Below are 13,739 nucleotides of genomic sequence, written 5' to 3'. Positions count from 1 at the left end.
CAATTTCGCCGATGACGCGAGCGCGCGTAAGTCGTCCGTCCGGCTATGTGCGCTCTCGCGTAGACGCGCACTGCCGCGTCAGCAAAAAATGGCCTCCATCGGCATTCGGAACCCCGGCGCGCGGAGCATCGCGGGGATGCTCGCACGCGCAGCGCCCGCATTTCGGGTTGCTTAGGACCCTCTCGATGTCGTGACCCGCTCGCGCGACGCGCCGAGCCATAACTCGAAGAAAGGTACGACATGAATCGACCTGATCACTCGCTGTCTCTCGACTCCGTCATCTGCAAGCGCTGCAACACCGTTTCCCCTGCCTCGGAAGACACCTGCCCCGCGTGCGGCGCCGATCGTCAGGGCGCGATTTTCACGAGCCGCGCGGCCGAAGCCGCCGCGGCCGCCGCGGCGCCGGTGCCCGCGCCGCTCGACATTCTCGACTGGGACGATAGCCACTGGCTCCAGCGCCTCGTGCGCCGCAGGATGCTGACGTCCTATCCGAACTTCGTCGAGCCCGATGCGCAGGATCAGCGCAAGCCCGCCCGCACCGGCATGGCGATGCTGGTCGGCGGGGTGATCGCCAGCATCGCGGTCGGCGGATACTTCTATGCGCGTCTGGACGACAACGCGCCGTCGCCGAGCGCGGAGCCCGGTATCAGCGCGGCGGGATCGATTCGCGACGGCGCCTCCGGCGCGCCCAAAGCCGATGCCGCGCGGCACGCATCGTTGGCGCGCTCCAAAGCGGATACGCCGAGTGCGCAGCCTGTTCCGTCAGCGACGACGACAACGACGATCGCGAAGAAGCCCGCGCCGATAGCGGAAACCGCGTCTGTCGCGCCGCGCGTCACGGCATCGAGCATGTTGGCGACGACGCCGCACGTTGCGGCGAACGCGGCTCCGGCGAGCAACGCGTCGCCAGCCATGATCGCAACTGCGAAGCCCGCGACGCCCGTTCCCACGACGAACGCAGCCGCAGCGACAGCCGCATCGGTCGCTGCCGTCGCGCCGCCGACCAAGCCGACGACGCCGGTCGTCGCATCGCTGCAGAAGCCTGAACCGCGCGTGGTCGCGACGATCGCCGCAGCGGCGCCGGTGCCGCCGAAACCGGTGACGCAAGCGCCCGCGCCCGTCGCCCGCGCGATCGAGCAGCCTCGAAATACCGCGCCCGTCGCCCGACAATCCGAACAGCCGCGCAGCACCGCGACGGTCGCCTCGATCGACAAACCGCCCACGCCCGCCACGCCCGCCGTTCAGCCTGCGCCGGAGCCGCTTCCCGCAGCCGTCGCGCGGAGCATCGCGGCGGTTCAGCAAGCGCTCGCCGGGCGCGACCTCGCGGCGGCGCGCCGTCACATGCGCGGCCTCTCGGCGAGCGAGCCGCGCAGTCCGGAAATCCAGCAGCTCGCGGCCGAATTGTCGCGTCAGGAACGTGCGCGCGACGGCGCGATAGCGAACGCGCGCGCCTGCGCCGCCAACATGGAAGCGGCGTGCGCGTTGCGCAACGCACGCCGCGCGGTCGCGCTCGACCCGCGCAACGGCCAGGCGCAGGCGACGCTGCGCCGCGCGCTCGCTGTGCAGAACGAGAGCAACACCGAGTACTTCCGCCAGGCGAGCGGCATCCCGAAGCCGGTCGTCCCGACGATGACCTACGACGGCCGTTGGAACGCGCACGCCCATCATGCGGGGATACCGGATGACGACGATTCGCGCTTCACGCTCTTCGGCCTGGGCGTGCCGGCCGTATCGAAGGGACGCGGCGACGCGCATTGATGTACTGACGCGCCATTCAGCATGATGCAAACGGAATAAGCCGCAACGCACATCCGTTTAAAGGTGACGAACGAGCTGCCGGCGAACCGCGCCGAAGGAGTCACCATCATGCAAACCGGATTGTTGCGCCGTCTGGTGGTTTGCGCCGCCGCGGTCGTCTCGCTCGCGGGCATCGCCTCATGCGGCGGCGGCTCGGACGACAACATGCCGACGGCGACACGTTTCAAGATGTCGATCGTCGTCTCCGATGGCGCCGTGTCCGCGCCTCACACCGACCCGAATCTGAAGAATGGCTGGGGCGTGGCGTTCAACCCGAACGGCTTCGTTTGGGTCGCCGACAACGGCACGCAGACGGCCACGCTCTACGACGGCAACGGCGTCGTTCAGTCGCTGGTCGTATCGATCCCTCCGAGCGCGCCCGGGCCCGCCAAACCGACAGGAATCGTCTTCAACAAGGGACCGGATCTCACGCTCTCGCGCAACGGCAAGTCGGGCGTCGCCGCGTTCGTCTTCGCGGGAGAAGGCGGCTCGATTACCGCGTGGGCACCCGCCGTCGACATGACGCACGCGTTCACCGCCGTCGATTCGAGCGGGTCGAGCGCGATCTACAAGGGACTCGCGATCGCCACGACGTCGACCGGCGCGCATCGCCTTTACGCGACCGATTTCCATAACAACAAGGTCGACGTCTTCGACGGCACGTTCGCGAAGATCGCCGTGCCCGGCGGCTTCAGGGACGCGCAGATTCCGGCGGGTTTCGCGCCCTTCGGCATTCAGACGATCGGCTCAAAGATACTCGTCACCTACGCGAAGCAGGACGGCGACGCCGAGGACGACGTGCCCGGCGCGGGCCTGGGCTTCGTCGACGTGTTCGACATCGACGGCAATCTGACGCAGCGCTTCGCGGCGAACGGGCCGCTCAACGCTCCGTGGGGCATCGCGCAGGCGCCCGGAAACTTCGGCACGTTCAGCAACGATATCCTCATCGGCAATTTCGGCGACGGCACCATCAACGCGTTCGATCCGAATACCGGCGCGTTCGTCGGCGCGCTCACGGATACGGGCGGCGCGCCGCTCGTGCAGCACGGTCTGTGGGGCATCGCGTTCGGCAACAACCTGAACGCGCAGCCGTCGAACACGCTGTTTTTCGCCGCCGGGCCGAACGACGAAGCCAACGGCGTGTATGGCCGCATCGACATGCAATGACGCGCACGCGACGATTCCCTGGGCGATGACGCTGGCCGCGGACGCATGGCCGTCCGAAAGCGCATCGCCACGCTCGGCGCCGCCCGCGGTTCGGGCGGCGCTTTTTTTGGCGATGCGAAGCGCGCCGGCGCGCGCGGACCGAAAGCGCGGCTTGCTAGAATGCGCGCTTCAACTCCGCTCATCCGATGGACCTCGAAACCCTCCTCTTCTCCCAAGGCTTCGGGTCGCGCCGCCAGTGCCGCGGCATCGTGGCCGAAGGCCGCCTGCGCATCGCGGGCATCGTGCGCGACGATCCGCACGCCCATCTCCCCGTCACGCCCGGTCTCGAATTCGAAGTCGACGATCATCTCTGGACGTATCGCGAGAAGGCGTACATCGCGCTCAACAAGCCCGCGGGCTACGAATGCTCGCACGATCCGCAGCATCATCTGAGCGTGTTTCATCTGCTGCCGCCGCAACTCGCCGAGCGCGGCGTGCAGGCCGTCGGCCGGCTCGACCAGGACACGACCGGCCTGCTGCTGCTTTCCGACGACGGCGCGTTCGTGCACGCGTTCACGTCGCCCAAGCGCAAGGTGCCGAAGGTCTATCTCGCGACCGTGCGTCATCCGCTCGACGGTCTGCAACTCGCGAAGTTGCGCGAAGGCGTGCTGCTGCACGGCGAGCCGAAACCGAGCGCCGCGCTCGCCGCCAAACAACGCGGCGAACGGCTGCTCGAACTCACCGTGCTCGAAGGCAAATACCATCAGGTCAAGCGCATGGTCGCGGCCGCGGGCAACCGCGTGGAAAAGCTGCATCGCGAGCGGGTCGGCGGTTATGCGTTGCCCGACACGCTCGTCGAAGGCGCATGGCGCTGGCTCGAAGACGCCGATCTCGCCGCGTTGCGAAACACTTCGCATTGAGCATGCAAATCGGTGAATCCCCTCACCGGCGGACGCTGCGATGCAGCATGCCTTCCACGTTTCGTACTCTTATACTGGTCTAACGGATACCAAAATGATTACGAAAAAAGCAGGAGGGCATCATGGTCTCCCAATCGGCCGTTGCGCTGGTAGCGTTCGTCGCGCTGTGCGCAGTCCTCATCGGGGTGCTGGGCTTCGTCATGCACATGCGCCACAAGTATTCGCCGAATCTCATCGGCGCATTGATCGGCGCGTTGATGTGCTTCGTTCTGCTCGAAACGATTCCGGCGCTGATCTAACGCCGCGCGTTCTGCTTTAGGAACGCGTCGACCGTCGGATGGCGCAGCACGTAGCCCAGTTCGCGCTTCAGGCGCGTGTTGGCGAGCCGCCGCGATTCGCGCATGAACGAAAGCGTGACCGGCTCCAGGCGCGTTTGCGCTTCGCTGCGCGAAATGCGCGGCACGCGCGTCAGGCCGTAGGCATCGGCCACGCGGTCGAAGTAATCCGCCATGCGCAAATCCGTGTCGTCCGACGCGTTCACGACGCGCTGCGCACGCCCGCGCGCGAGCGCACGCACGAGAATGGCCGCGAGATCGTCGGCGTGAATGTGGTTCGTGTAGACGTCGTCCGGTTCGGCGAGCGCGGGCATGCCCTTTTCGATGCGCGCGATCGGCAGGCGGTTGGCCGCGTAAATGCCCGGAATCCGCACGATCGACACCCGCCAGCCGCTTTTCACGCCCGCCGCGCGCAACTGCCGCTCCGCCGACACGCGCCGCCGCGCGCGTTCGTTCGCAGGCCGCGCAGGCCGCGTTTCGTCGATCCACGCGCCGGCGCAATCGCCATAAACGCCGGTCGTGCTCGCATAGACGAAACGCGTGCGCTGCCCGTCCCGGCGCTTCGCGGCCGCACGAAGACCGTCGGGTACAATGAAAGATGTTTTTCCGGCGCGATCCGCATGCAGCCAATGGCTTGCGGCGGCGCGCGCCACCGAGCGGCGCGGTCTGCGCAGCGCGGCGATCAGCGCGCGCGTGCGGCGGTCCGAGTCGCCGTCGCGCTGAGGCGGCGCGAGATGCAGCACGTCGCGTGCGAGGCCGGCGAGCCTTGCGAGGCTGCGGCGCACATCGAGATCGCCGGAAATGGGCGTCGCGCCGGCCGCGCGCAATTCGCCGGCGCGTTCGGGATGATGCGTGAGCGCGACGACGCGGGGCGCAGCGGCGCGCGCATGCAGAAGCGGCAACGCGCGCATGCCGACATCGCCGCATCCGACGATCAGGACGCGCGCGCGGCGAAGGTTTCGAGTGGCGATCATCGGAGCATTTTATCCGTCGCCTGAAACCCGCGTGCGGCGTCCGAAAAGACTCACGAGACAACTCCACACATCGCAGAAATCGATCTATGGCTTTCAACGTAACGCTCCGGCAAAGCGGCCGGCAGTTTCAAGTAGAACCCGACGAACCGGTGCTGAGCGCCGCGCTGCGCCAGGGCATCGGCCTGCCGTACGGCTGCAAGAACGGTGCGTGCGGTTCGTGCAAGGGCGCCGTCGTGAGCGGCGAGGTCGAGCAGGCGCCGCATTCGTCGTCGGCACTGTCGAACGACGAAAAGACGCGCGGCATGGCCCTCTTCTGTTGCGCGACCGCGCAGACGGATTTGACCATCGACGTGCGCGAAGTCGCGGGCGTCGGCGACGTCCAGGTGAAAAAGCTGCCGTGCCGCGTGAACGCGCTCGAACGCAAAGCCGACGACGTCATCGAACTGAAGCTGCAACTGCCCGCGAACGAACGCCTGCAGTATTACGCGGGCCAGTACATCGAATTCATCCTGAAGGACGGCAAGCGCCGCAGCTATTCGATGGCGAGCCCGCCGCATCACGAAGGGCCGCTCGAACTGCACATTCGCCACATGCCGGGCGGCACGTTCACGGATCACGTCTTCGGCGCGATGAAAGAGCGCGACATCTTGCGCTTCGAAGGCCCGCTCGGCACGTTCTTCCTGCGTGACGAGTCCGACAAGCCGATCGTTCTGCTCGCTTCGGGCACGGGTTTCGCGCCGATCAAGGCGATCATCGAACATGCGGTCTTCAAGAATCTGAATCGCCCGATGACGCTTTATTGGGGCGGCCGCCGCAAGAAGGATCTCTACATGATGTCGCTCGCCGAACAGTGGGCGCGCGAGGTTCCGAATTTCAAGTTCGTGCCGGTGCTCTCCGAACCCGACGCCGGCGACGCCTGGACGGGCCGCACGGGCTTCGTTCATCGGGCTGTCATCGAAGATCTGCCAGACTTGAGCGGCTATCAGGTGTACGCGTGCGGCGCGCCCGTGATGGTGGAATCGGCGCAGCGCGACTTCACGCAGCATCATCGGCTGCCGGAGGACGAGTTCTACGCGGATTCGTTCACGAGCGCGGCAGATCTCGCGCATCCCGTGTGAGCTTGCACACAACGTGCACGCGGACAAAAAATCCGCGTGCACGGTTTACAGGCGGCAACCGCTTAACGTATCCTTCGCGAATGCTCAAAACCCTGAACGCACTTCGACGTCGCCGCTCGCCGCTTCCCTAGGGATGCCGCTGGCTCGTCACGCATTGCGCTCACGGTTCGGTCTTGTCGAAGCGTACGAAATGAAGCCACGGAAATCCGTGGCTTTTGTTTTTTTCCGCATCGTTTTCCTCTTTTTCTCGCACTAGCCTTCGTGGAGCCCGCTGTCATGAATTTCAATGAGTACCCCGTTGATTCGCTGATGTACATCACGAACCGTCCCGAGATCGTGTTCACGCATGGCAAGGGTTCCTGGCTCTACGACAACACGGGCAAGCGCTATCTCGACTTCATCCAGGGCTGGGCGGTGAACTCGCTCGGCCACTGCAACGAAGGCATGATCGAGGCGATGGAAAAGCAGGCGCGCACGCTGATCAACCCGTCGCCCGCGTTCTACAACGCGCCGATGGCGCAGCTCGCCGGCCTGCTCACCGCGAACAGTTGCTTCGACAAGGTGTTCTTCGCCAACAGCGGCGCGGAAGCGAACGAAGGCGCGATCAAGCTCGCGCGCAAGTGGGGCAAGAAGTTCAAGAACGGCGCGTACGAGATCATCACGTTCGACCACAGCTTCCACGGCCGCACGATCGCGACGATGTCCGCGAGCGGCAAGGCCGGCTGGGACACGATCTACGCACCGCAAGTGCCGGGCTTTCCGAAGGCCGATCTGAACGATATCGCGTCGGTCGAGAAGCTCATCAACGAGAAGACCGTGGGCGTGATGCTCGAGCCGATTCAGGGCGAAGGCGGCGTGATTCCCGCGACGCGCGAATTCATGCAGCAACTGCGCGAATTGACGAAGAAGCACAACATCCTGCTCATCGTCGATGAAGTGCAAAGCGGATGCGGCCGCGCGGGAACGCTGTTCGCGTACGAGCTGTCGGGCGTCGAGCCGGACATCATGACGCTCGGCAAGGGCATCGGCGGCGGCGTGCCGCTCGCGGCGCTCCTGTCGAAGGCGGACGTCGCGTGCTTCGATGCGGGCGATCAGGGCGGCACCTACAACGGCAATCCGCTGATGACGGCGGTCGGCTACTCGGTGATTTCGCAACTCGTCGCGCCGGGCTTTCTCGAAGGCGTGCGCGAGCGCGGCGAGTATCTGAAGCAGGAACTGCTGAAGCTGTCGGACGAGCGCGGCTTCCAGGGCGAGCGCGGCGAAGGTTTGCTGCGCGCGTTGCTGCTCGACAGCGACAAGGGTCCGCAAATCGTCGAGAAGGCGCGTCTGATGCAGCCCGACGGCCTCCTCCTCAACGCGGCGCGCCCGAATTTGCTGCGCTTCATGCCCGCGCTCAACGTGACGAAGGACGAGATCGACCAGATGATGACGATGCTGCGTTCGGTGCTCGATTCGCTGTGATCATCCGCACTTTCGATGCAGGCGATCGCGACGCCGTGACCGCCCTGTGGCGCGATGTGTTTCCGGAGTACGCGGACGCATCGCGGCCGCAGCGCGATCCGGCGCTGTCGATCGAGAACAAGATGCGCACGCAACCGGAGCTGTTCTTCGTCGGCTCGATGGATGGCGAAGTGATCGGCACGGTGATGGCCGGTTACGACGGGCATCGCGGCTGGGTGTATTCGCTTGCTGTCACGCCTGCGCTGCGCGGCCGCGGATACGGCAGTGCGTTGATGAAGCACGCGGAAGCGGCGTTGACGAAGCTCGGCTGCCCGAAGGTGAATCTGCAGATTTTGTCGTTCAAGACGGAGCTGCGCGGGTTCTATGAAAGGCTCGGGTATCGGATGGATGAAGTGGTGAGTTTGGGGAAGCGGCTTTGACGCGCGAACTCAGGCTGAACGCTTCGACAAGGCCGCTATCTTTCTCAGATGTCGACCAGGTTCAACAAGAAAAGCAGATTTGAGGCATCTCGTCGACGGCCGCTGCGCGTCTTTGCTTTCTTTGCGGATTGCGCGCCGCATCTTCTACCGACGAGCCGCGCACCTTGAACGACGGATTGGGTTCGATCGAAATGTTGCGAAAGACCACGTCCGTTGTGCCGCTTTCTTCCCTGTATTTCAGCGTCAGGTCTACGTTGTAATCAGTGAGCCAAACGCCGTCGTACTCCACGACGAATCCGCTCTGCGTCGCTACTGAGCAGTGGGTTTCGACTGCGGAGCCGGTGAGCGAAGCAAACACGTCGAACGCCGGTTTTGTGTTTCCGACCCGGCACTGCATGCGCTTCTCGCCCTTTCGGGAAGGCTGAGGAACGGACATATCAAATTCCGCCCCTTTGACCAGGGTATGTGGGGTCGCGCGGATCGCAGTGCTATCTTTGAGGTTCGCCATGCCGATCTGGCTATCGCCCCACAGTTCCTGAGAACGCAGGTCCGCCATTCGGTAGTAGGTCCGGAAATAGGCCCATGTAACCGCACTATCTCCAGCGGTCGTGACGCTTTGCTCCGAAACGACACCATTGTCGTGACGGTTCACAAGAGTTGACGTGAAGGGCACACGCTTCAGTGGTGAGCGTGAATCGACCCAATCTGCTTCGATGATCAGTCGCTTGTAGGGAAGAATCTGGCTGCCCTTAGCGGGAAGACCGCGTTGCACCACCTCGCCATAGCTTCGAAAAGTATTGGCGCAGCATCGCGCCCTGCGGCGAATCCGGGTCGATACCTGATGATGCAAGCCGCGAGTTGACGTCCGCCAAGTCTCTCGTCTCGGCGGATACGGGTGCGATCGGTTGAGTCTGTCCTGTCGCCGTCGCTATCGAGAGGAAAGCGAAGGCAGCCAAGAGCCAACGTATGATTTTCAAGCGTTGCATATATTCTTATCTGATCTGAGAGGTTCGAATGTGAATGGCCGAGCGAAAGGCGATGCAAGGCTCGCGATCATTGCGAAGTTGAATTCGAATCCGTGTCAACTCTCGCGTCGGCACATTTGGCAGCGCGTGTCACAGCGACGGGTTCATCCATGTCATGGCCGTCGATAAGACGAACGGATATCCAGCACTGCCTGCCCCTCATCTCGAGAAACGCATCGTAGTCACGGCCCGCAACCGGACTGAAAGTCACACGCGGTGGAGTACACCACCAATGGGCGTTACCCGCACTGCCGCTCGTTCCCATGCTCAGGACAATCGGCTGGCCGCCCGCCACCACATACTCTCTGATGGAATCCTTGAACTCCAGGCCGTCGACTCGCATGAACTCGCGCGGGCTCGGCGGCATGCCGATAACCTCGCTCCGCGACGAATATTTCCAATTGGCAAATAAACCGTCGTCACCGGCCACCCATTCAGCTCCCTCGACGGAACCGCCATAACAGGCGTGATTGGGAAGGTACGAGGCAGTGCGCGTTCCGTTGCCGGAGAGAAGTCTGATACGCGCAGAGACCGCGCTATCGTATTCCGGCGCCGCGACGGTCACGTTATGACTGGGCTGCGGAAACAATCCGCAGCCCGTCAGTGCCATCGTGGCTGCGATGAGGAGGTGGCCGCGCTTCGGCAGCTGGCTGAGACTGGAGGTGAACATCGCGCAAAATCCCCGATTCTTGATCGGCATCCTGAGCTTCGATAGTGGGAAGAATCTGAGAAAGCGGGTAATGCGACAGATGACAAGAAAGCGAGAACGATTTGGCGAAGCACCCGTAATCCCGGAAAAGAAAAAAGCCGACTGTCTCGCGACAGTCGGCTCCCTTTCGAGCATCGGACGGTTAAGTCTTCACTCACCCAAATACGCCGCCCTGACCTTCGGATCATCGAGCATGACCTTCGCGTCGCCGGACATCGTCACCGTGCCTGAATCCATCACGTAACCGCGATTCGCCGCCTGCAGCGCGAGACGCGCGTTCTGCTCCACGAGCAGCACCGTCAGCCCTTCCTTCGAGATTTCCCGCACGACTTCGAAGATCTTCTCGACCATGATCGGCGAAAGACCCATCGACGGTTCGTCGAGCAGCAAGAGCTTCGGGCGCGACAGCAGCGCGCGGGCCATCGCGAGCATCTGCTGTTCGCCACCCGACAGCGTGCCCGCGTACTGCGACGCACGTTCCTTCAGACGCGGAAAGAAGCCGAACATGCGCTCCGTGTCCTTCTGAATGCCGTCCGAATCGTTGCGCAGATACGCGCCCATCTGCATGTTCTCGAGAATCGACATGCGCGCGAAGATGCCGCGGCCTTCCGGCACCATCGCGAGGCCGCGCTTGAGCAGTTCGTGCGTCGGCACGCCCTTGATCGACTGGCCCATGTACTCGATATCGCCGCCCGAGTACGGCTTGAGGCCGGTGATGGCCTTCATCGTCGTCGTCTTGCCCGCGCCGTTCGCGCCGATCAGCGTAACCAGTTCGCCCTGCCCGACTTCGAGATCGACACCCTTCACCGCCTGGATGCCGCCGTAATTCACCTGCAGACCCTTGACCTTCAACATTGCGCTTGTGGTCGCCATTTAGTGCACCCCCGCACCCAGATATGCCTCGATCACCTTCGGGTCCTTCTGCACGTCCTGCGGCAGACCTTCGGCGATCACCTTGCCGTAATCGAGCACCGTCATGCGGTTGCACAATCCCATCACGAGTTTCACGTCGTGTTCGATCAGAAGAATCGTCTTGCCGTCCGCGCGGATCTTGTCGAGCAGACGCGTGAGCTCGACCTTCTCCGTCGCGTTCATGCCGGCGGCGGGTTCGTCGAGCGCGAGCAGCTTCGGATCGGTCGCCAACGCGCGCGCGATCTCCAGACGGCGCTGATGCCCGTACGACAGATTGCGCGACGTGTAATCCGCGTATTGCAGCACGCCGACGTATTCCAGCAGTTCGAGCGCGCGCTCCTTGATCTCGCGCTCTTCGCGGCGTTCGGCGGGCGTCTGGAACACCGCGCCGACCAGACCGTGCTTCGTGCGAACGTGACGTCCGACCATCACGTTCTCCAGCGCCGTCATGCCGCCGAAAAGACGAATGTTCTGGAACGTGCGCGCGATGCCCGCCTTCGCCACCTGATAAACCGCCGTCGGGGTGTACGCCTGGCCGTCGAGCTTGAACTCGCCCGAATCCGGCGTGTAGAGACCCGTGATCACGTTGAAGAACGTCGTCTTGCCTGCGCCGTTCGGGCCGATCAGACCGTAGATTTCGCCTTCCTTGATTTCGAGGCGTACGTCGGACAACGCCTGCAAGCCGCCGAAACGCTTGTTGACGCCCGTGACGGAAAGTCGTGTTTGCTTATCGCTCATCTTTCAATCCCCCGCCTTTAAGCACGCACCGGCTTCTTGCCGTTGCGCTTCGCGATCTTCGCGATCTTGTCTTCGTGTTTCGCGGCGGGCCACAGGCCTTCCGAGCGATACAGCATGATCAGCACCATCGCCAGACCGTACAGCAACTGGCGGATGACTTCGGTATCGACAAGCTGATGACCGAAGATGGCGTTCTGCAGCGGACCCATTGTCGTGCGCAGGAATTCGGGGAACACGGCGAGCAGCACCGCGCCGAGAATCACGCCCGGAATATGGCCCATGCCGCCCAGCACCACGCACGCCAGCACGACGATCGACTCCCAGAACGTGAACGATTCCGGCGACACGAAGCCCTGGAACGCACCGAACATCGCGCCCGACAGACCGCCGAACGACGCGCCCATCGCGAATGCGAGCAGCTTCACGTTGCGGGTGTTGATGCCCATCGCCTTCGCGGCGATTTCGTCTTCGCGGATAGCGGCCCACGCGCGGCCGATACGCGAATGCTGAAGGCGCGTACACACCCAGATCACGAACAGCGCGCACAGCACGAACAGGTAGTAGTACAGGTACACCGACGGGAATTTGAAGCCGAAGAACTCGTGCGTCTGCGCGAGGCTGTAGCCGCCGACGTGCACCGGATCGATACCCGTGATGCCCTTCGGACCGTTCGTGATGTTGACCGGACGATCGAGGTTGTTCATGAAGATCCGGACGATTTCCCCGAAGCCCAAGGTCACGATCGCGAGGTAGTCGCCGCGCAGACGCAGCGTCGGTGCGCCGAGCAGCACGCCGAAGGTCGCGGCGAGCGCCATCGCGATCGGCACGATGATGAGGAACGGCACATGCAATCCGTTCGGCGCGAGCGCCGCGATCCACTCGAATTGCGTCGACAGTTGCGGCGACGACAGCAACGCCGCCGTGTAAGCGCCGACCGCGTAGAACGCGATGTAGCCCAGGTCGAGCAGGCCGGCGAAGCCGACCACGACGTTGAGACCCAACGCGAGCATGACGTAGAGCATCGCGAAGTCGAGCACGCGGACCCAGTAGTTGCCGCCCGCTGCGCCGATGACCATCGGCGCGGCAATCACGAACACAGCGGTGAGAATGCCGATGACGAGCGTCTTCGTCATGTTCTTCTCGGGGATGAGCGTCGTGGACGGCTCAATCGGTTGAATCGAAGTCATTTTTTTGAGCTCCTCACACGTTCTTTAAGCGCGGTCCGCGACACGTTCGCCGAGCAGACCCGACGGACGGAACACGAGCACGATGATCAGCACGACGAAGGCGAAGACGTCCTGGTAGTTGGAACCGAAGACCCCGCCCGTCAGATTGCCGATGTAACCGGCGCCCAACTGTTCGATGAGACCGAGCAGCACGCCGCCCACCATCGCGCCGCCCAGGTTGCCGATGCCCCCCAGCACCGCCGCCGTGAACGCCTTCAGGCCGGGAATGAAGCCCATGTAGAAGTGCGCGTTGCCGTATTCCGACGCGATCATCACGCCCGCCAACGCAGCCAGCGCCGAGCCGATCATGAAGGTCGCGGAAATCACGAAGTTCGGGTTCACGCCCATCAGCGACGCGACGCCCGGGTTCTCGGCGATCGCGCGCATCGCGCGGCCGAGCTTGGTCTTGTGCACGAGGAGCAGCAGGCCGCCCATCACGAGGAACGCGACGACGATGATGACGATTTCGGTCATCGAGATCACCGCGCCCGGACGGGTTTCGTCGGCGGCGATCACGTTGATCGGATCGGTCGGCAGAAGCTGCGGGAAGGCGAGCGGATTGCGGCCCCAGATCATCATCGCGATGGTCTGCAAGAGGATCGAGACGCCGATCGCGGTAATCAGCGGCGCGAGACGCGGCGCCTTGCGCAGCGGCCGGTACGCGACGCGTTCGATGGTGTAACCGACGATCGCGCAGACGATCGCGGCGATAACGAGCGCGATCGTCAGCATGATCGGTCCGGGCAAGCCGGGCGCGTGATTCTGCATGACGCCGATGGCGGAGAGCGCGACCATCGCGCCGACCATCAGCACGTCGCCGTGCGCGAAGTTGATGATGCCGAGAATGCCGTACACCATCGTGTAACCCAACGCGATGATGGCGTAGACGCTGCCAAGCACCAGACCGTTGAGGATCTGCTGGATGAAAATATCCATTTAAAGCTCCTTAGCCCCGTGCG

General features: G+C 63.7%; 14 protein-coding genes. 7 read left to right on the top strand and 7 right to left on the bottom strand.

The genetic code is table 11. The features are described from left to right. Window positions 1–240: 240 nt before the first annotated feature. From NCS03_RS03385 to NCS03_RS03370, 4 genes are all read left to right on the top strand, one after another. Window positions 241–1,758 (top strand): hypothetical protein, encoded by a 1,518-nt coding sequence (locus tag NCS03_RS03385; RefSeq protein ID WP_250528758.1) that lies wholly within the window; start codon window positions 241–243, stop codon window positions 1,756–1,758. A 108-nt stretch (window positions 1,759–1,866) separates the two neighbouring features. Then, window positions 1,867–2,964, top strand: a complete 1,098-nt coding sequence (locus tag NCS03_RS03380; RefSeq protein WP_250528757.1) for a TIGR03118 family protein — start codon at window positions 1,867–1,869, stop codon at window positions 2,962–2,964. A 185-nt stretch (window positions 2,965–3,149) separates the two neighbouring features. Next, window positions 3,150–3,863, top strand: coding sequence for a pseudouridine synthase (locus NCS03_RS03375; protein ID WP_250528756.1), 714 nt, complete (start codon window positions 3,150–3,152; stop codon window positions 3,861–3,863). A 122-nt stretch (window positions 3,864–3,985) separates the two neighbouring features. Then, window positions 3,986–4,162: a hypothetical protein gene (locus tag NCS03_RS03370; protein WP_008351142.1), complete on the top strand. Its 177-nt coding sequence runs from the start codon at window positions 3,986–3,988 to the stop codon at window positions 4,160–4,162. Here the strand turns inward: NCS03_RS03370 and NCS03_RS03365 are convergent. After that, complete coding sequence (locus NCS03_RS03365) at window positions 4,159–5,172, bottom strand: NAD-dependent epimerase/dehydratase family protein (RefSeq protein ID WP_008351144.1); 1,014 nt, start codon at window positions 5,170–5,172, stop codon at window positions 4,159–4,161. The genes NCS03_RS03370 and NCS03_RS03365 overlap by 4 nt on opposite strands. Before the next feature lie 86 nt (window positions 5,173–5,258). On the opposite strand from NCS03_RS03365, the gene NCS03_RS03360 reads away from it, so the two are divergent. From NCS03_RS03360 to NCS03_RS03350, 3 genes are all read left to right on the top strand, one after another. After that, window positions 5,259–6,290 (top strand): CDP-6-deoxy-delta-3,4-glucoseen reductase, encoded by a 1,032-nt coding sequence (locus NCS03_RS03360; protein ID WP_250528755.1) that lies wholly within the window; start codon window positions 5,259–5,261, stop codon window positions 6,288–6,290. A gap of 276 nt (window positions 6,291–6,566) precedes the next feature. Beyond that, entirely contained in the window at window positions 6,567–7,751 is a 1,185-nt protein-coding gene (locus NCS03_RS03355) for an acetylornithine transaminase (protein WP_250433993.1), read from the top strand. After that, a complete protein-coding gene (locus NCS03_RS03350) occupies window positions 7,748–8,170 on the top strand; it encodes a GNAT family acetyltransferase (protein ID WP_034472953.1) in 423 nt (140 codons plus the stop codon). The genes NCS03_RS03355 and NCS03_RS03350 overlap by 4 nt, the downstream gene beginning before the upstream one ends. Window positions 8,171–8,231: 61 nt before the next feature. Here the strand turns inward: NCS03_RS03350 and NCS03_RS03345 are convergent, their stop codons facing one another. The 6 genes from NCS03_RS03345 to NCS03_RS03320 all read right to left on the bottom strand — a co-directional run bounded on the left by NCS03_RS03345 (window position 8,232) and on the right by NCS03_RS03320 (window position 13,716). Further along, window positions 8,232–8,942 carry a hypothetical protein gene (locus tag NCS03_RS03345; RefSeq protein WP_250528754.1) on the bottom strand — a complete coding sequence of 237 codons (711 nt, stop codon included), beginning with the start codon at window positions 8,940–8,942 and terminating at the stop codon, window positions 8,232–8,234. A gap of 281 nt (window positions 8,943–9,223) precedes the next feature. Next, window positions 9,224–9,895: a hypothetical protein gene (locus NCS03_RS03340; protein ID WP_250528753.1), complete on the bottom strand. Its 672-nt coding sequence runs from the start codon at window positions 9,893–9,895 to the stop codon at window positions 9,224–9,226. 159 nt (window positions 9,896–10,054) lie between these two features. Continuing rightward, on the bottom strand, window positions 10,055–10,759 hold the full coding sequence (locus NCS03_RS03335; RefSeq protein WP_008351154.1) for an ABC transporter ATP-binding protein: 705 nt from the start codon (window positions 10,757–10,759) through the stop codon (window positions 10,055–10,057). A gap of 18 nt (window positions 10,760–10,777) precedes the next feature. Continuing rightward, window positions 10,778–11,554: an ABC transporter ATP-binding protein gene (locus NCS03_RS03330; protein ID WP_008351156.1), complete on the bottom strand. Its 777-nt coding sequence runs from the start codon at window positions 11,552–11,554 to the stop codon at window positions 10,778–10,780. A 17-nt stretch (window positions 11,555–11,571) separates the two neighbouring features. After that, window positions 11,572–12,741: an ABC transporter permease subunit gene (locus NCS03_RS03325; protein ID WP_008351157.1), complete on the bottom strand. Its 1,170-nt coding sequence runs from the start codon at window positions 12,739–12,741 to the stop codon at window positions 11,572–11,574. Between the two features lie 24 nt (window positions 12,742–12,765). After that, window positions 12,766–13,716, bottom strand: coding sequence for a branched-chain amino acid ABC transporter permease (locus NCS03_RS03320; protein WP_008351160.1), 951 nt, complete (start codon window positions 13,714–13,716; stop codon window positions 12,766–12,768). Window positions 13,717–13,739: the final 23 nt, after the last annotated feature.

The organism is Caballeronia sp. ATUFL_F1_KS4A (assembly GCF_023630905.1).
In the GTDB taxonomy this organism is placed as follows: Bacteria; Pseudomonadota; Gammaproteobacteria; order Burkholderiales; family Burkholderiaceae; genus Caballeronia; species Caballeronia zhejiangensis.
Note: the sequence above shows the minus strand (reverse complement) of the source record. Positions and strands in the feature narration are given on the sequence as shown.